The 17,331-nt window shown below is 66.0% G+C and carries 15 protein-coding genes; 9 read left to right on the plus strand and 6 right to left on the minus strand.

The features are described from left to right. Positions 1-28: 28 nt before the first annotated feature. Positions 29-3,337 carry a PPi-type phosphoenolpyruvate carboxykinase family protein gene (locus ESB00_RS00100; protein WP_129045708.1) on the minus strand — a complete coding sequence of 1,103 codons (3,309 nt, stop codon included), beginning with the start codon at positions 3,335-3,337 and terminating at the stop codon, positions 29-31. 110 nt (positions 3,338-3,447) lie between these two features. Here ESB00_RS00100 and ESB00_RS00105 point away from each other — a divergent pair, with 110 nt between their 5' ends. After that, entirely contained in the window at positions 3,448-4,449 is a 1,002-nt protein-coding gene (locus tag ESB00_RS00105; RefSeq protein WP_129045709.1) for a zinc-binding dehydrogenase, read from the plus strand. On the opposite strand, the gene ESB00_RS00110 is transcribed toward ESB00_RS00105, so the two are convergent. Beyond that, positions 4,439-4,864: a hypothetical protein gene (locus ESB00_RS00110; protein WP_129045710.1), complete on the minus strand. Its 426-nt coding sequence runs from the start codon at positions 4,862-4,864 to the stop codon at positions 4,439-4,441. The genes ESB00_RS00105 and ESB00_RS00110 overlap by 11 nt on opposite strands. A 130-nt stretch (positions 4,865-4,994) precedes the next feature. Between ESB00_RS00110 and ESB00_RS00115 the strand changes: the two genes are divergently transcribed. Together ESB00_RS00115 and ESB00_RS00120 are read left to right on the plus strand one after the other, a co-directional pair. Beyond that, on the plus strand, positions 4,995-5,435 hold the full coding sequence (locus tag ESB00_RS00115) for a DUF1232 domain-containing protein (protein WP_164975959.1): 441 nt from the start codon (positions 4,995-4,997) through the stop codon (positions 5,433-5,435). A gap of 32 nt (positions 5,436-5,467) precedes the next feature. Continuing rightward, the gene (locus ESB00_RS00120; RefSeq protein WP_129045712.1) at positions 5,468-6,493 is read left to right on the plus strand and encodes a TerC family protein; all 1,026 of its coding nucleotides are present in this window, start codon (positions 5,468-5,470) and stop codon (positions 6,491-6,493) included. Here ESB00_RS00120 and ESB00_RS00125 read toward each other — a convergent pair. From ESB00_RS00125 to queC, 3 genes are read right to left on the minus strand one after another with little or no spacing between them, the layout of a single operon-like run. Further along, the gene (locus ESB00_RS00125; protein WP_129045713.1) at positions 6,482-7,129 is read right to left on the minus strand and encodes an exopolysaccharide biosynthesis protein; all 648 of its coding nucleotides are present in this window, start codon (positions 7,127-7,129) and stop codon (positions 6,482-6,484) included. The two genes, ESB00_RS00120 and ESB00_RS00125, sit on opposite strands and share 12 nt — an antisense overlap. Beyond that, on the minus strand, positions 7,126-7,821 hold the full coding sequence (locus ESB00_RS00130; RefSeq protein WP_129045714.1) for a 7-carboxy-7-deazaguanine synthase QueE: 696 nt from the start codon (positions 7,819-7,821) through the stop codon (positions 7,126-7,128). Before ESB00_RS00130 ends, ESB00_RS00125 begins: the two co-directional genes overlap by 4 nt. Positions 7,822-7,862: 41 nt before the next feature. Further along, positions 7,863-8,564 carry a 7-cyano-7-deazaguanine synthase QueC gene (gene queC, locus ESB00_RS00135; protein WP_129045715.1) on the minus strand — a complete coding sequence of 234 codons (702 nt, stop codon included), beginning with the start codon at positions 8,562-8,564 and terminating at the stop codon, positions 7,863-7,865. A 107-nt stretch (positions 8,565-8,671) separates the two neighbouring features. Here queC and ESB00_RS00140 point away from each other — a divergent pair, with 107 nt between their 5' ends. The 5 genes from ESB00_RS00140 (at position 8,672) to ESB00_RS00160 (ending at position 14,280) form a co-directional block, all read left to right on the plus strand. Continuing rightward, the gene (locus ESB00_RS00140) at positions 8,672-9,361 is read left to right on the plus strand and encodes a glycerophosphodiester phosphodiesterase (protein ID WP_164975960.1); all 690 of its coding nucleotides are present in this window, start codon (positions 8,672-8,674) and stop codon (positions 9,359-9,361) included. Between the two features lie 46 nt (positions 9,362-9,407). After that, entirely contained in the window at positions 9,408-10,265 is an 858-nt protein-coding gene (locus ESB00_RS00145; protein WP_246026375.1) for a histone deacetylase family protein, read from the plus strand. 8 nt (positions 10,266-10,273) lie between these two features. Continuing rightward, the gene (locus tag ESB00_RS00150; RefSeq protein WP_246026376.1) at positions 10,274-11,386 is read left to right on the plus strand and encodes a ribonuclease D; all 1,113 of its coding nucleotides are present in this window, start codon (positions 10,274-10,276) and stop codon (positions 11,384-11,386) included. Positions 11,387-11,448: 62 nt separating this feature from the next. Beyond that, positions 11,449-13,161, plus strand: coding sequence for a fatty acid CoA ligase family protein (locus ESB00_RS00155; RefSeq protein ID WP_246026377.1), 1,713 nt, complete (start codon positions 11,449-11,451; stop codon positions 13,159-13,161). Between the two features lie 96 nt (positions 13,162-13,257). Then, positions 13,258-14,280 carry an NAD-dependent epimerase/dehydratase family protein gene (locus ESB00_RS00160; protein ID WP_129045717.1) on the plus strand — a complete coding sequence of 341 codons (1,023 nt, stop codon included), beginning with the start codon at positions 13,258-13,260 and terminating at the stop codon, positions 14,278-14,280. Between the two features lie 490 nt (positions 14,281-14,770). On the opposite strand, the gene ESB00_RS00165 is transcribed toward ESB00_RS00160, so the two are convergent. Beyond that, a complete protein-coding gene (locus ESB00_RS00165) occupies positions 14,771-15,580 on the minus strand; it encodes a TrmH family RNA methyltransferase (protein ID WP_129045718.1) in 810 nt (269 codons plus the stop codon). Positions 15,581-15,647: 67 nt separating this feature from the next. Between ESB00_RS00165 and ESB00_RS00170 the strand changes: the two genes are divergently transcribed. After that, a complete protein-coding gene (locus ESB00_RS00170) occupies positions 15,648-16,964 on the plus strand; it encodes a class I SAM-dependent RNA methyltransferase (RefSeq protein ID WP_129048238.1) in 1,317 nt (438 codons plus the stop codon). Positions 16,965-17,331 lie beyond the last annotated feature (367 nt).

A 17,331-nucleotide genomic window follows, 5' to 3' on the forward strand; every position in this document is an offset into this window, starting at 1 on the left:
AGCGCCGACCCTACACAGTAACCTCTAATCACAGCGGCTGGCGACCCAGTGTGCCCTTGAGCGAGTCGAGGTAGGCCGGGGCGGTGACCTTGACGAGTTCGGCGCGGGCCACGGTGAGGCGATCGGCGAGGCCGAGTTTCTTGGCGACAGCGGCGTTGCCCGTGTCGGCGGTGAACTTTTCCAGCGTCTGCACGTGGCGCGTCCAGAGGGCGATGTCGGCCTGCTGCTTCACCTTGAGGCGGGCGGCATACCAGTCGCTGGCCAGCATCGCGTCGCGCTCGAAGAGCGCGCGGATCTCCGGGGCGGTGGTGTCCTTCCCCTCGTAGTGGCCGTGGGCCATGACATGGAGCAGCGCCTTCAGCGGCGGGCAGGCCAGTTCGATCGTGCCGTCGGCGAAGTAGCTCTTGGCGACGCGCTCGTGCGTGGCGCAGATGTTGTCCATGCCGTCGGCGAAGGTCGCCATGTCCTGCTGTTCCGGACGCAGCATTTCGGTCGTGAAGACCGAGTGCGGGTGCGTGAACACACGGCCGAAGAACACGCGGGCGAACTTCCCCGTGATGCGGTAGCCGAGGCGGCTGGCCTTCACCTGGCGACCCTCCCACTCGTAGTCCTGGCATTGCTCGAGGTAGCCGTGCTCGTAGAGAAACTTCGGGTCGCGCTCGGCGGCGGTCATGCGGCTCCAAACCTCGGGGATTAGCAGGCTGACGTCGTGATCCATGCGGCACTTCGGACCGACGTAGCCGGCGGCCGAGATGAACGCGGGCTGCGCCGTGAGAATCTGCGAGACCAGCGCGGCGTTGAGGTCGATGATCGCGGGCAGGCAGTTGAACGGACCTTTGGTGAGCGCGCCTTCTGAACCCGCGCCGGTCGTGGAGGGCGACTTGCCGGTCATGGAGCTGATGTATTCCATGAACAGCTCGGGCAGCTCCATGTGGTGGATCGGATTATAGACGGCGAGGGAGCGGATGCGCGCGGCCGGTTCGGGAGGATTGTTGCGGCGGCCGGGCACGACGGCGTCCACCGGCGTGTGCACCGGGGCGTCGGCAGCGAGGCGGCGGTGCAGCCGCGTGGCCATGCGCGAGAGGTGCACGCCGCGGGCGTCCACGAGGTCGGGACGCAGCTGCAGGTAACGCGGGTTCTTCGAGGGCTTGCCGTCCACGATGCGCGGGTGCGCGGAGGAGACGAACCACGCGGGGCCGGGCTCGCCGGCGGCGGCAGCGCGCACGAGCTGTTTCATCGGTTCTGTGAACTTGGAGAAACCGATGGCCTCGTCCACCAGTGCCTGCGCCGCGGTGCGGTCGAGGGGCTCAAAGTTGGAGATGAAATTGCCGGGTTGGGCCAGTTCCTTCTCCGTGAGCTTGTCGTAACCACGGTGGATGGCCTCGTCGGGACGCTGGAAAAGGCGGGTTTCGCAGTTCTCCACGTATTTCAGCGACGGCTCTGACGGCGTGGTGCCGGGCACGATGACGGAGGCGGTGATGTCGTCCTCCATCTGGATCTTGTAGGCGGGGTGGTAGTCCTCGCGCAGGCCGAACACGCGCCACGCACCGTCGGCGTCGTAGCCGATGCGCAGGTAACTGGCGCTGAGCTTGCGGTTGTCGCACTTCAGCTCGTTGCCCGGGTTGCCGTTGAGCAGGTCCACCGAGAAGTGGGAGCGCCAGTCGTCGCCCCAGCTCGGGCAGTAGTGGCGCTTCACCACGAAGACGATCTCCTTGATGTACTGGGAAATCGTGCGGAGCCAGGCGTTGTAGTCGTCGGTGTATTCGCGGTCGGCGGGCGTGAGGAGCTTGATCACCGAGCCAAGCGAGCGCTCGGGGCTGAGGATCGGACGGGCGTCCGAGCCGCGCTTGGCGGGATCACGGAAACGGGTCGAGTAGTCGCGGCTGATGAGCGCAGCCACGCGGTCCATGTCCTGGTCGAAATCGGCCACGAAGACCGGACCGGGCAGGATCGCGTCGGAAATGGGCTTGGAAATCTCGGATTTGCCGCCGCCGGAAACCGTGCAAGGCTTGTGGCAGAGTGTGCCCTCGGCGACGGTGCCGACGAGGTGCCAGGCGGAGTGGCCGGGCGGCTGCTCGATGTGGACCTTGTAGCCGGAGGGCCGCACGTAGGTGCGGCCGGCCATGAGCGGGAGCTTCTGCGGCTGGCCGTTCCAATTCCAGGTCACCGTCTGGGCGACGAGGTCGAAGGACACGTCCTCGGGCACATAAAGGATGTCCGGGTATTCGCGGTCCACGGCGTAGCCCTCGGGCTTCACGTCCATCAGGCTGGCGTAGCGCTCGGCCACCTCGGTGAAGGAGTGGCCGCGGGACTTCACGTGGAGGTTGCCGGAAAATTCCTCGCCCAGGTCGTAGGTCGGGTAAACCAGCGCGCCGCCGGCGTGCTCCTCCTCGGCGAGGCCGAAGAGGTTGGCCGAGTAGCTGATCTGGGTCTTCACCTCTTTCTTGCAGTAGCCGTAGTAGTTGTCGGCGATGAGCGTGACGACCACGCCCGCGGCGTCGCGGGCGCAAACCTTGAAGGCCGAGCCGTTGTTGTAGCGCTCGTCCTCTTTCTTCCAGCACATGCCGTCGCGCCGCTGGCGCTCGGTGGCCTGGTCGTAATGCGGCAGGCCGAGTTCTTTCTTCAGGCAGCCGGTCAGATGCGGGGCGAGGATCACGCAGCCGCTGTGGCCGGTCCAGCCGTCGGGGTTCAGCGCGGAGTCATTCTCGGGCAGGGTGGGGTCGCCGGCGTTGCCGAAGATGCTCTCGACGAAATCCAGGTTGGAAACCAGCGAGCCGGGCACGAAGAACCGCACCTCGTAACGCTTCTCGGTGCAGAAACCCGGAACGGCGGGCACCACGAGCGGACGCAGCAGCAGCGAGACAAAGCAGGTCGTGCCGAGGCCGTCGGCCGCGTTGTAGGGCAGGGTGGCGATGTCTGCCGGCGGCTTGAGGGCACGCTCCAGCATGCGGACGAACGCGACCGGCGGCACGCCGAGCTTGTCGTCGGGCACGGGCAGGCCGCCTTCGACGATGTGGAAGACGCCCTGCGTGGTGCGGCGGTCGCTGGCCGGGTTGTGCAGCACGCCGTTGCGCAGCCGGTAGCTCTTGAGCAGCGGCGAGTCGCAGCTGTCGCCCTCCCGCGGCAGCGAGAGTTCGCGGGCCATGCCGGGACGATCGAGTGTGAAGGTGCGGGCCGGGAGCTTCGGCACGGGGCCGTGGGCGGCAAAAGTGCGGTCGAGCCAGGCCTGGATGCGAAGGTCCACCGGGGCGGGACGCCGCTCGCGGAGCGGGGCCAGCTCGCTCAGCTGGGCGTTGATCTGCGGCGTGAGGTCGTTCCGGTTCATGTCGTGGTTCATGCGCGGATAAGGAAAATTCCGGGTGGGGCGCGACGGTTCAAGCGCATACCGTGCCACAATCGTTTTTGCGCTGAATTTGCCAACGTCTGCACAACCGCTAGCCTGCTCTCATGCAAGCCGCCGTCTTGTCAGCAGTTAAGCAACCCATCGTCCTGCAAACCCTGCCCGATCCCGCGGCTGGCGCCGGCCAGGCCGTCGTTCGCCTCCGGGCCGCCGCGCTCAACCACCGCGACCTGTGGATCAAGCTCGGCCAATACGCCAACATCCGCCTCCCGCTCGTTCCGGGTTCGGACGGCTCCGGCGTGGTGGAATCCGTCGGCACACCCGCGGACGTAGCGTGGATCGGGCGCGAAGTCATCATCAACCCGGCGATCAACTGGGGTGACGACCCGCGGGCGCAGGGTCCGAAGTTCCATTTCGTCGGCCTGCCCGAAAACGGCACCTTCGCCGAGAAACTCGCCGTGCCGGTCGCGAATCTCGCGTCCAAGCCCGCACACCTGACTTGGGAGCAAGCCGCAGCGTTGCCGTTGGCGGGCATGACGGCCTGGCGCGCGCTCTTTACCCGGGCGCAGCTCAGGGCCGGCGAGCGCGTGCTCATCACTGGCATCGGCGGCGGAGCGGCGCTGTTCGCGCTGCAATTCGCCGTGGCGGCGGGCGCTCAGGTGTGGGTCACGTCGAGTTCGGCCGAAAAAATCGCGCGGGCTTGCGCGCTCGGCGCGGCGGGTGGGGAGGATTACCGAGCCGAGGGGTGGGGCGCAACGCTGCAGGCCGCCGCGGGTGGCCTGTTCGACGTCATCGTGGACAGCGCGGGCGGCGACGGCTTCGCGCAGCTCATCGAGCTCACGAAGCCGGGCGGGCGCATCGTCTTCTTCGGCGCGACCCGCGGCAATCCCTCCGGCCTCGACCTGCGCCGGTGCTTCTTCCGCCAGATCAACCTGCTCGGCACGACGATGGGGTCGCCGGCCGACTTCGCGGGCATGACGGCCTTTGTCTCGCAGCACCGGATCGTGCCGGTCGTGGACTGCGTGTTCCCGCTCGCGCAGACCGAGGAGGCTTTCCGCCACATGGAGGCCTCCGCCCAGTTCGGGAAGATCGTGCTGGCTATCGCGTGATGGTCAGCACGAGGGCGGCGCGGGCTGTCCAGGCCAACGTCCGGATCCAGTTGCTCCACACCAAGCGCCGGTGAAGAGCCGGCGCATAACCGTCTGCGAGCCGCCGGTGCAGCGGCACCTGCACGGCAAAAGTGGAGAGCCAAACGGCCGCCAACAACCCGAGCGACGCGACAAAAGCGAACGAGGCCGGCAGAAAAGACCAAAGCCAAACGGCCGTGCCCGCCTCCAAGAGCATCAGGGGACCAACCACGATCCCCATGCGCTGCACGTAAATCCGGTGATAGTCGGGAAATTCTGCCCGGCCGATGACGGAGAATAGCGGATAGATCGCCAGCTGCACGACCCAGAGGGCCCCGGCCATCGCCACGGTGGCGGCGACATGGAGGGACCAGACTTGGGCGAGTGCGGAGGACATGAAACGAAGATTTGATACGGTCCAGCGCCGGCTCCGGGCGCATGGAAAATCCCCCGGGATTTGCAATCCAGTCAGGCTTGTTGTGGTCCGGGGGAATGGTTTCGTCCGACGCACTCAATCCGCCGCCCGCATGAATATCTCCCTCTCCTCCCCCCTTTCCCGCTACCTCGCCGACATGTCGAGGCCCGGCCATGAAGCCACCACGAGCCAGCATCTCGAACGCGGCGCCGAGTGCGTGCAGGCGGAGGATCTGGCCGCGTTGCCGCGCCTGCGCACGGCGGTGGAAGCGAAGCTGGCGGGCATTGCCGATTCCCCCCGGCTCCGGGAGCGGGTGGGGCTGTTGCTGCGCTACCTCGAGGAATCGCCGATCGACCCGACGAATGTCTGCCAGCGCGAGGCGGCGTTTGCGGTGTTCTACTTCCTGAAGGGCTACGACCTCATTCCGGATTCGCTGCCCGACGTGGGCCTGCTCGACGACGCCCTGCTGGTCGAGACGGCGCTCCGGCGCAACGCGCATGACCTGCACGCCCATTGGTCGGCCCGGGGCCGGTCGTGGTCGGAATCCTTCTGAGCGCCTGATCGTCAGTCGAATTTCTCCCTGTCATGGAATACATCCCGCTTTTCCCCTTCGCCGAGTATTGGTGGTTCTACGGCCTGTTCACGCTGTTCGTGCTCGGCATGTTGGCCCTGGACCTGGGCGTTTTTCACCGCGACGCCCATGAGGTGCGCTTCAAGGAGGCGCTCGGCTGGAGCGTGTTCTGGATCAGCCTGGCGCTGCTCTTCGGCTACGGGCTTTATCAGTATGCCCTGTGGAAATTCCCGCAGGATCCCCGGTTGGTCGGACTCGACCACGTGGCCCTGGCGAAACAGACCGGGCTCGAGTATCTCACCGGCTTCGTCGTCGAGAAGTCACTGTCGGTGGACAACATCTTCGTCTTCGTGGTGGTCTTTACCTATTTTGCCGTCCCGGCCAAGTACCAGCACCGGGTGCTGTTCTACGGGATTCTCGGGGCGCTGTTTTTCCGGGTCATTTTCATCAGCCTCGGGGCGGCGCTCATGCAGTTTCACTGGGTGATCTGGCTGTTTGGCGGCTTTCTCATCCTGACCGGCCTGAAGATCCTGTTTGCCCCGGAGAAACCGATCGATCCGGAAAAGAACCCGGTCATCCGCCTCCTGCGCAAACTGATCCCGGTCACTCCGCACCTGCACGGGCAGAACTTCCTGGTTAAGCTCAACGGCGCCTGGCACGCCACGCCGCTCCTGGTCTGCCTGGTGTTTGTCGAGGTGACCGACATCGTCTTCGCGGTCGACAGTGTGCCCGCCATCTTCGCGCTCACCAAGGAGCCGATGATCGTCTTCACCTCCAACGTCTTTGCCATCCTGGGTCTGCGCGCCCTGTTCTTCCTGCTCGCGGGTGTGATGCACAAGTTCCGCTTCCTCAAATACGGCCTCGGGTTGATCCTGGTCTTTGTCGGCCTGAAGATGGTGTGGCTCAATGACGCCTTCGGCGGCAAGTTTCCCATCAGCTGGTCGCTCGGCATCATCGGCGGGCTGCTGGCCGCCTCGATCGCGCTGTCCTTGCTGATTCCCGCCAAGGCCGCCCCCGCGGGCCGACCCTCAGGCGCCTAGCCAACGCCACAGCGCCTGCACCAACTGTGACGCCGCCTCGCCGAGAAAGACGAAATACAGCACGCCGGCGGCGAAGACCACGTAGGCCGAAAGGATGAACAGTCCGTCGCGCTCCAGCAGTCCGGCCGCAACGAGCAGAATGACCCAGGACGGAAAACTGTTGGTGAAAGGGATGGGCAAAGGCAGCAGCAGGGCCAGCGCGGCCAGCAGCATCAGCACCGCATGGAGCTGGGCGAGGAGCGGCGTGTCGGTGAGAAAGGTCAGCCGGGGCCGCAGGAATTTCTCGAAGAACCGCAGGACCTTCTCGGCGAAGGCGAAGACCTTCTTGATGAAACCGGGCGGGAGTTCCTTGCGCTGGAGGTTTTTGGAAAGCCACGGCCGCTGCCCGAGCGAGAGCCGCAGCGCGATCAGCGCGATGGCCAGGCCGAAGGGCGTGGACAATCCCGGCAACGGAATCGGCGTGATGAACGGCAGGGCCAGCAGCAGCACCAACAACGTGTAGGCGCGCCCGCCGAGCAGGTAGATGACCTCGCGCAGCGTGAGCGCGCGCTCACCGGAGCGGTCGCGCAACTCGGCGAGCTCCACTGAAAGCTTGCGCGGTTTCACCGCCGACCCGGAGCGGAGGCGGATTTTCATGTGCCCCGTTTGTTACCGTAGAGCTCGATGTGCAGGCGGGGCGCATAGCGGTAGCCGCGCGCCTTGCAGAGTTCGCCCAGCCAGCCGGCTTTGGCCCGCAACGCCTCGACGGTCACGCCCTCGGGCATGAGCAACACCTTGCTGGGCGGAATCAGACAATCGGTCTCGCGCAACATGTCCTCCAACTCCGTCACGTCAGCCTCGGAGCTGACGACAAACTTCAGCTGGTAGTCCCGCGCCGAACCCATCCAGTCCGCCACGACCGCCGGTTGCCAGCGGAGCTCGGCGTGCTTCCGCCGCCAGGTGTCGTCGAGGCGGGTGTCGGGGGCGGAGTGCGCCAGCTTGGGGCTGAGCGAGGCGAGGTCACAGGCGATGCCCCGCGGGCGCACCGTGGCCGCCGTCTCGATCGTGATATGGTAGTTTCGTTCCTGCAGCTGGAACGCCAGCTCGTGGATGCCCGGCGCGACCATCGGTTCGCCACCGGTGAGGACAACATGTTTCGTGGGGTGCTTCTTCACCTCGGCCAAAATGGCTTCCACCTCCATCGGCGTGCCCTCCGGATTCCACGACGCGTAGGGCGTGTCGCACCAGTTGCAGCGCAGGTTGCAGCCGCTCGTGCGCACAAATACCGACGGCACGCCGGCCAGCTGGCCTTCGCCCTGGAGGGAATAGAATATTTCAGAAATCAGCATGGAAAACCCCAAGTAGCAAAGGAGCTGAGACAGGCCCCTGGCTACTTCGCTCCTTTGTGTTCGACAGGTTTGTCCGGCAACGGCGGCGTGGCTTCATACTCCGTGGGATCAACCAGCCCCGCCTGCAAAAAGGCCTCGCGGCGCTCCACGCAGGTGCCGCACTTGCCGCAGTGGATCGCCCCGCCCTTGTAGCACGACCAGGTGCGCGCAAAATCCACGCCGAGCCGCGCGCCCTCGGCGGCGATCTGGCCCTTGGTCAGCGCAATGAAGGGCCGGAGCAGCTCGATGCCGGCGTAGGTGCCGGCCTTCATCGCGTCGCCCATCGCGCGCATGAAGTCCTCGCGGCAGTCCGGATAAATCGTGTGGTCGCCCGTATGCGCGGCAATCACGAGTCCCTGCGCCTCCGCGCTCTCGGCAAAACCCGCCGCGGCGGCCAGCATGATGCCGTTGCGGAACGGCACGACCGTGCGCCGCATGTTGTCGTCCGCGTAGTGGCCCTCGGGGATGTCGCCGCCGGATTTGAGCAGGTCCGAGGCGAAGAGCTGTCCGATAAAATCCAGCCGGATGGTCCGGTGTGGGAAACCCAGCAGGCGCGCGTGCTCGACAGCCCGGGGGATCTCCTGGTGGTTGTGCTTGGAACCATAGTCGAAGCTCAGCACCGCCGACACGGCGTGGTGCGCCCGCGCCCAATAGAGCGCAGCGACCGAGTCCATGCCACCTGAGCACAACACGACGACTTTCATCGCCTGACTTTGGCCACAAAAAGGCGCAAAAACCCACAAAAATTACGCCCGCCCGGTTCCGTGGCTTTCACTTTGGTGGGTTTCGTGTATTTCGTGATGATTCTCCCGTGGCTTCTCCCCTGATCATCGCCCACCGCGGCGCTTCGGCCGAGCGCCCCGAAAACACCCAGCCGGCGTTCCGCCGCGCCTTGGCGCTCGACGTGGACGGCATCGAACTCGACGTCCATGTGACCCGCGACGGCGTGCCGGTGGTTTTCCACGACGCCACCCTTCGCCGCCTGACCGGCACCGCCGGCCGGGTCGCGCGTAAAACCTGGGACGAACTCCGCACCCTGCGCGTCCGCGGCAGCGAGCCGATCCCGCGTTTGGTGGACGTGCTTCGCCTGACGCGCGGCCTGGCCGTCGTGCAGATCGAGCTGAAATCCGGCCCCGTGGCGCCGGTCGTTCGCGCCATCCGCTCCGCCCACGCCGCGGAGTGGGTCATTCTGGCTTCCTTCGACCGCCGTCTGGTCGCGGCTGCCCGCGACCTCGCTCCGAGCATCCCGCGCATGCTCATCTCCGAGGGCCGCGAGGCACCGGCCGCCCTCGTCCGGCATCTGACCGCCTGTGGGGCGGGCGGCCTGAGCGTGAATCACCGGGCCATCCGCTCCGCTGTCTGGGTCCGCCATTTTCACCAGCGGGGCCTCGCCGTCTGGACCTGGACGGTCAACGACCCCGCCACGGCCCGCCGGTTGGCGGGGTGGGGGGTAGATGCCCTGTTGGGCGATGATCCGGCCTTGCTGCGCGACACGGTTTAGCTTTCGTAAATGGCGAAATTCCCATGGTCCGTAGGCGGACAACTTGATGATCATCGTTCACGATCCCCACTGTGCTGAATACGGCTCCTCGATGCGCCCCGAGCAGCCGGCCCGGGTGCTGAGGAGCACCGCTCACCTGAAGGCCACCCATCCGACTTGGACTTGGCGCGTTCCCTCCTCCGCCCCTGAGGCCGATGTCCTCCGCGCGCATACCCCGGCCCTGCTCAAGCGCATCGGCCACGGGCCCGACCTCGACGACGATACCCCGCACTTTCCCGGCATCCGCGAACACGCCCTGCGCGCCAGCGGCGCCGCCCTTGAGGCCGCGATCCTTGCCCGCACCGGCGAGCGGGTGTTCTCGCTCATGCGCCCACCCGGCCACCACGCCACCCGCGCGCAGGCCATGGGCTTTTGCTACCTCAACTCCATCGCCTGCGCCGCACTCGCCCAAGCCGCCAGCGGCGACCGCGTGGCCGTGTGGGACTTCGACGCCCACCACGGCAACGGCACCGAAGACATCCTGCGCGACCAACCCAACCTGTTCTTTGCCTCCGTTCACCAATACCCCGGCTATCCCGGCACTGGCACGAACTCGGCCGGCAACATCGCCAATTTCCCCGTCGCTCCCCACACGCCCCGCCCACAACACCTGGCCGCGCTGGCCCGCTCGTGGGAGGCCGTGCTCGCCTTCAAGCCCGACCTGATCCTCGTCTCGGCCGGTTTCGATGCCTACGCCCGCGACCCCATCACCGCCATGACCCTTGAGGCCGAGGACTTTGCCGAACTCGGCCGCTGGCTCCGCCAGGCCGGCCGCCCCGCCGCCGCCGTGCTGGAAGGGGGTTACAGCGAAGATTTGCCGCAGCTGATTGACGCCTTCCTCTCGGCTTGGGAGAACCCAACCTGACCATTCCCTTGAGCTCTGTTCCGCACTACCAATACATCACCCAGTCCGCGCAACTGCCGCCGCTCCTCGCCGCGCTCGACCGCGCCCACGAGATCGCGCTCGATACCGAGGCCGACAACCTTTTCCGCTACAAGACCCGCGTCTGCCTCCTCCAGATCATGGTGGACGCCGAGATCTACCTGGTGGACCTGCTGGCCGACCTGCCCCTCGCGGACCTCTGGCCGCGCCTCGCCGCCAAGCCGCTCATCATGCACGGCAGCGACTACGACCTGCGCCTGCTGCGCGAACTCTGCGACTTCCGGCCGCACAGCCTGTTCGACACGATGTTCGCCGCGCAGCTGCTCAGCATCCCGCGCTTCGGCCTCGCCGCCCTGCTCGAGCAACACTTCGGCGTGAAGCTCGACAAGGATCACCAGAAGGCCAACTGGTCGCGCCGGCCCCTTGAGCGCGGCATGCTCGATTACGCCGCGCTCGACGTCCATCATCTGCCCGCCCTGCGCGACAAGCTCCGCGCCGAGCTCGTGCAGCTGGGCCGCCTCGACTGGTTCGAGCAGAAGTGCCGCTGGCAGATCGAGGTCGCGCGCGACGGCTTTGCCGGCCCCGACGAGAACGACTGGCGGATCGGCGGTTCCGAGAAGCTGCGCGGCCGCGGCCTAGCCGTGCTTCACACCCTCTGGCATTGGCGCGAATCCTGGGCCGAGAAACTCAACACCCCGCCCTTCAAGGTCACCGGCAACGAGCTGCTTATGCGCCTCGCCCGCGCCGCCGAAGAGGGCGCTTCGCCCGGCGAGCTCCTCCAGATCCACCTCGGCAAGCGCCACGACCGGCTCGCGCCTTCGCTCGAGTCCGCCATCCGCCGGGGGTTCGAGATCGATCCCCGCCTGCTCCCGCGCCGCGAACGCCGCCGCGAGTTCAACCCGATGAGCCCCGAGGAGCTTTCGCGCCAGGATCTGATCAAGGCCGTGCGCGACCGCCTCGCCGCCGGTCTCAAACTCGACCCGACCCTCATCGCCACGCGCTCGCAGCTGACCCAGCTCGCCCGCGATCCCGCCGGCGCCGCGACCGTGCTCCTGCCCTGGCAGGCGCAACTCCTCACCGCCGATCCCGCCTGGCCGCGCTGATTCCGTCGTGGAGGGCCAGTCTCCGCACCGGCCGCGCGGCTGATCATCCCAAGCCCCCGCCCTTGCCCGACTCCGCCAACATTGCCCGTCACCTGCCGCTCATGGCCGCGCGCCAGCCGGACCACCCGGCGGTGAAAATTCCACGCGGGCGCACCCGTGACGGCCACCTTGACTACCTCACGCTGAGTTTCCGGGAACTCGACGCCGAGGTGGACGCCTGGGTCGCGCACCTGAGGGACCAGGGCGTGCGTCGCGGTGACCGCGTGCTCGTGATGGTGCGACAGGGCCTGCCGCTCATCGCCGCGGCCTTCGCGCTGTTCAAGCTCGGCGCAGTCCCCGTCATCATTGATCCGGGCATGGGGCGGAAAAACTTTCTCGCCTGCGTCGCCCGCTCCCAGCCGCGCGTGCTGCTCGGCATCCCTCTCGCGCAAATCCTCAGCCACCTCTTCCGCTCCGCCTTCGTCACGGTCGAGATCCGCATCTGGGCCAGCAGCTCCGCCACCGCTCGCCTTTCCCAATCGAAAATCGAGAATCCAAAATCCAAAATGGTGGATAGTGCTGCCGCCGACCTGGCGGCCGTATTGTTCACGAGCGGTTCCACCGGCGCCCCCAAGGGCGTGTGCTACGAACACGGCATGTTCGAGGCACAGGTGCGGCTCGTGCGCGACACCTACGGCATCCAGCCCGGTGAGGTGGACTTGCCGATGCTGCCGATCTTCGCGTTGTTCAACCCCGCGCTCGGTATGACCACCATCGTGCCCGAGCTCGACCCGTCGCGGCCGGCCACCGTGGACCCGGCGAAGATCGTGCAGGCGATCCAGGAACAGCGCGTCACCAACTCCTTCGGCTCGCCCACGCTCTGGCGCAAGATTTTCGACCACTGCCTCGCCGAGGACATCCGACTGACGTCTCTGCGCCGCGTGTTGTGCGCCGGTGCCGCCGTGCCGGCCTCGCTGTGGGCCGACGCCTGGCGCGTGCTGCCCAACGGTCGCCTGCACAGCCCTTACGGCGCAACAGAAGTGCTGCCCGTCGCCTCGGTCGCGGCCGACGAGGTCGTGCCCGCCTCCGTCGGCGGCTCGCTCATCGGCCGCGTGCTGCCCGACAACCGCGTGAAAATCATCGCGCTCCACGAGGGCCCGCTCCCCACGCTGACTGACGCCCGCGAACTCCCTCTTGGCCAGATCGGCGAAATCATTGTGACCGGCCCCACCGTCACCAAGGCCTACGACCGCCTGCCGGAATCCACGGCCGCCGCGAAAATCGCGGGTGAGAAGCATCAAGGATCAAGTAACAAGTATCAAACCTACGGTTCCTCCGGTGTCATTGATACTTCGCACCTGACACTTGCTACTTCCGGCGCGGATGCGCCGGTCTGGCACCGCATGGGTGACGCCGGATATCTCGATGCGCAGGGCCGGCTGTGGTTCTGCGGACGCATCGCCGAGCGCGTCGTGACCGCGCAGGCCACGCTGCACACCGAGCCCTGCGAGCAGGTGTTCCGTGCCCACGAACAAGTCGCCCGTTGCGCGCTGATCGGATTCGGCGAGCGAGGCGCGCAGGAACCGGCCCTGGTGGTGCAGCCCAAGACCCGTACCGAAGAGGCCGTCCTCGCCGTCGAACTGCGCGAGCTGGCGCTCCGTCACCCGCACACCGCCGCCATCAAACGCTTCTTTTTCCATCCGTCGTTCCCCGTGGATGTCCGCCACAACGCCAAGATCCACCGCCTCACCCTCGCCCGCTGGGCCGCAAAACAGAAAGGCCATGAAGTCGCCTGAACCTTGCCTAAACCTGGAGGGCCGGTCTCCGCACCGGCCGGCGTCGCCGGTTTAATCCGTGCCCATCCGTGAAATCCGTGGCTAATCTTTTCTGACGTGCTCACCGTTCGCAAAGAATTCCCCGTGTTCGTGACCGGCGCCAGCGGCTTCATCGGCGGCAAGCTCGCCGAGCGCCTGCTCGGCGACGGCCGCAAAGTCCGCGTGCTCTCGCGCCGGCCGCTGCCGGAGCTGGAGGCGCGCGGTGCCGAGGTCATCCCCGGCGACCTGCACGACGAGTATGCGTTGCAACGCGGCTGCCTCTCCGCCGACACCGTGTTTCACGTCGCCGGCCGCGTGGGCGTGTGGGGGCCGCCGGGTGATTTTTTCCGCGTCAACGTCGAGGGCACGCGCAACGTCATCGCGGCCTGCCGCAACGCCAAGGTCCCGCGCCTTGTTTACACGAGTTCGCCGAGCGTGGTCTATAACGGCCACGACCTCGCCGGCCTCGACGAGTCCGCCCCGCTCTGCACCGCCGCGCCCTGCGCCTACCCGACGAGCAAAGCCGCGGCGGAAAAACTCGTGCTCGAAGCCAACGACCGGACGCTCGCCACGGTCGCCCTCCGCCCACACCTCGTGTGGGGCCCCGGCGACAAGAACGTCGTGCCGCGCATCCTGGCCCTCGCCCGCGCCGGCAAGCTGAAGATCGTCGGCTCCGGCCGGAACAAGGTGGACATCACCCACATCACCAACGTCGTGGACGCCCACCTCCTCGCCGAGGGAGCCCTCGTGCAGCCCGATCATCCCGCGCGCGGCCGCGCCTACTTCATCACCAACGGCGAACCCGTCGTGCTCTGGGACTGGATCAACGAAGTCCTGCGCGGCGTCGGCATTCCCGAAATCACGCGCCGCGTGCCGCTCCCCGTCGCCTACGCCGCCGGCGGTTTGCTCGAAGCCGTCTGGCGCCTCGGCCGGAAACCCGGCGAGCCGCCCATGACCCGCTTCGTCGCCAAGGAAATGGCCACCGACCACTGGTTCAAAATCGACGCCGCCCGCCGCGACCTCGGCTATCACCCGCTCGTCAACGTCTCCCAAGGGACGAAGGAACTAGTCAAACACTACAAGGCAGGGAACGCATTCTGATTCCCTGTTCTGGCGCTACGGTGCAGCAGAATCTACTGAGTTGAGGTAGCTTTTCTTCGCTTAGTCTGCCACCGGAAAGCCAGTAGCATGCCCAGTGCGCAACCAATGAGTGTGCCGGCTGCGGCTGCAGCGTAGAAAATGTGCCCGCTTTCCAACGAGTATCGTGGTCCAAACGGCCAGCCAAAGACGCCGCCAAAGACGCCCAAGGCTACGACAACCTTTCTTCCGTTGCTGGGAGCAATGATGGCTCCAATGAAAATGAAGAGCGCTACCGGCAGCAGTCTTTCAAGAATCGCAGGTGCCAATCCATACGGGCTGATAATACTGAGGAGGAGGTGTTCCTTACTAAAACTTCGTGAGTGAAGTAGTCCGCCAATTCCTAAACTACATGCGACAGCCAAGATCGCCGAGAGGGGAATGAAAGAAAGCCACCGCAGTATCTTCACATTAAACCTAATTGATCGGCGAGCATCCTCGCGGCCTTGCCGCATCACCCGCTCCGCTGCCGCACCGCTTCGAAGAGCGTGATGATCGTCGCCATCGCGACGTTGAGGGAATCGGCCTGCCCGGCCATCGGGATACGGACGAGGACGTCGGCGCTTTTCATCCAGAATTCGCTCAGGCCGTATTGCTCGCTGCCCATGATGATGGCGAGCGGGCCGCGCAGATCGGTCTGCGCGTAGAGGTTGGTCGTGTGCGGCGTCGTGGCGGCGGTGCGGATGCCCTTCGCCTTCAGCCACGCGTGGACGCTGGCGCTGTCGCCCACAACCACGGGTACGGAAAACAGCACGCCGGTTGAGGCCCGCACGACGTTGGGGTTGAAGAGGTCGGTCACCGGGTCGCACACGATCACGGCGTCACAGCCCGCGGCGTCGGCGCTGCGCAGGATGGTGCCGAGGTTACCTGGCTTTTCGATGGATTCGCAGACCAGCAGGAACGGGTTCGCCCCGAGCTTCAGGTCGTCGAAGCTGCGCTTCCACTGCGGCGCCAGGGCCAGCAGTCCATCGGGGCGTTCGCGGTAGGCGACCTTCGCAAAGGCGTCCTTGGACAGCTCGAACAGCTGCGCACCCACCGCGCGCGCCTGTTCGATCAAGGCGGGCTCGTTCTCACCGAGAAACCAGTCGGGGCTGAAATAAAACTCCTTCGGTGACACGCCTTTCTCCAGCGCGCGCCGGATCTCGCGGTAGCCCTCGATCAGGAACACCCCGGCCTCGTCGCGCTCACGCCGCTCGCGCAACCGCACGAGCTGCTTGATGCGGGGATTCTGGAGACTGGTGATTTTTTCGGCAGGTGGGCCCACGGAACACACGGAATACACGGAAAGAGGGCGCAGCAATTTCCTTTTACCCGCTTCTTCCGTGTGTTCTGTGTGTTCCGTGGGCAAAAAGAAATTCAACGACCATCCCTTTCCCTACCGCACCGAGATCGAGCTGGAGATTTCCACGCTCACCAACCTCGGCGTGGGCCTCGGGCGCGTTTCACTACCCACTCCTTCTCCCTCCTCCCTTCCCCCTTCTCCCGCCGCCCAGCCCGCTTCGGGCTGGGTGGTCATGGTCCCCTTCACCCTCCCGGGCGAGAAGGTCCGCGCGCGCGTCTATCGCAACCACAAGAACTACTCCGAGGCCGACCTGCTGGCGGTGCTCACGCCCTCGCCGCACCGCATCGACCCGAAGTGTCCGCTCTTCGGCACCTGCGGCGGCTGCCAATACCAGCACCTGACCTACGCCGAGCAGCTGAAGTGGAAGCGCCAGCAGGTGGAGGAGCTGTTGAAATACATGGCCGGCGTGGAGTTCACCGTGAACCCCGTGATCGGCTCGCCAAAGGAATTCGGTTATCGGTCGAAGATCACGCCGCACTTTTCGGCGCATCCGCGACGAAAAGAAGTAACCGGTGACAAGGAACAAGTATCAGGCGAGAGCCACCCCATCGGCTTCCTGAAGCAGAGCTCGCGCTTCGATCTCGTGGACGTGCCGCGCTGTGACATCGCCACCGATGAGATCAACGCCAAGCTACCCGAGGTCCGGGCCAAGACCCACGCGCGCCTTGCCGCCGGCGAATACAAGCGCGACGCCACGCTGCTCCTCCGCCACGCGCAGGAAGGCGTGATCACCGACTACGATGCGGTCATTCACGAGAAGATCGGCGATCTTCGCCTGCACTTTCTCGCCCGCGATTTTTTCCAGAACAATCCGTTCATCTTGCCGGCCTTCACCGGTTACGTGCGCGCGCAAGCGGCGGCGAGCGGGGCGAAGTTCCTGGTGGACGCCTATTGTGGAAGCGGACTGTTCGCACTGAGCTGCGCACCCGCGTTTGAGAAAGTCGCGGGCATCGAGATCAGCGAGACCTCGATCCAGTTCGCGACCGAGAACGCCGCGGCCAACGGCATCACCAACGCCACTTTCCGCGCCGGTGACGCCGCGCAGATCTTCGCCGGACTCGAGTTCCCGCCCGCTGATACAGCCGTGGTCATCGACCCGCCGCGCAAGGGCTGCGACGAGTCGTTCCTGAACCAACTGTTCGCGTTCGGCCCGCGCGCCGTGGTTTACGTATCCTGCGACCCCGCCACGCAGATGCGCGACCTCAAGGGCTTCCTCGCCGCCGGCTACAGGCTGACCGCGGTGCAACCCTTCGATCTCTTTCCGCAGACGCGCCATCTCGAGTGTGTGATCACGCTGGTGCGCTGAACGCCGCATAGCGCGTTCCATCCCGCAGAAAAGTTATTCACCCGCCAACTTTCCGTAGCGCGATCCGGCGGGCGGGTGTATCCTTGGGCGTGAAAGGAAATCTGGGCCCCGTGGTTCAGAGGCAGCGATAACCCCCGTGCCCGGTAAGTCCTCTCACGTTCCGCACCGCGGGCCACACTGGTGGAGCGGCGCCAATAACAACGCAACTATGCGCTAGAGTCCCGGCCCTCGGCCGTCGACCCACAGATAAAGGCACCCTGCCACCGGGCGGGGTGCCTGTTTTTTTGGAGGAGAGCTTCTTCCCGTAGGGTCGGTGCTTGCGCCGACCAAACACGCGAGGTCGCCGCAAGCGGCGACCCTACAAAGA

This window comes from Oleiharenicola lentus, from assembly GCF_004118375.1.
Lineage (GTDB): Bacteria > Verrucomicrobiota > Verrucomicrobiia > Opitutales > Opitutaceae > Lacunisphaera > Lacunisphaera lenta.

Coding starts and splice junctions, on each gene's coding strand:
- ESB00_RS00105 (WP_129045709.1), top strand. CDS start 3,448: ATGCAAGCCGCCGTCTTGTCAGCAGTTAAGCAACCCATCGTCCTGCAA.
- ESB00_RS00100 (WP_129045708.1), bottom strand. CDS start 3,337: ATGAACCACGACATGAACCGGAACGACCTCACGCCGCAGATCAACGCC.
- queC (WP_129045715.1), bottom strand. CDS start 8,564: ATGAAAGTCGTCGTGTTGTGCTCAGGTGGCATGGACTCGGTCGCTGCG.
- ESB00_RS00125 (WP_129045713.1), bottom strand. CDS start 7,129: ATGAAAATCCGCCTCCGCTCCGGGTCGGCGGTGAAACCGCGCAAGCTT.
- ESB00_RS00145 (WP_246026375.1), top strand. CDS start 9,408: ATGATCATCGTTCACGATCCCCACTGTGCTGAATACGGCTCCTCGATG.
- ESB00_RS00130 (WP_129045714.1), bottom strand. CDS start 7,821: ATGCTGATTTCTGAAATATTCTATTCCCTCCAGGGCGAAGGCCAGCTG.
- ESB00_RS00110 (WP_129045710.1), bottom strand. CDS start 4,864: ATGTCCTCCGCACTCGCCCAAGTCTGGTCCCTCCATGTCGCCGCCACC.
- ESB00_RS00115 (WP_164975959.1), top strand. CDS start 4,995: ATGAATATCTCCCTCTCCTCCCCCCTTTCCCGCTACCTCGCCGACATG.
- ESB00_RS00120 (WP_129045712.1), top strand. CDS start 5,468: ATGGAATACATCCCGCTTTTCCCCTTCGCCGAGTATTGGTGGTTCTAC.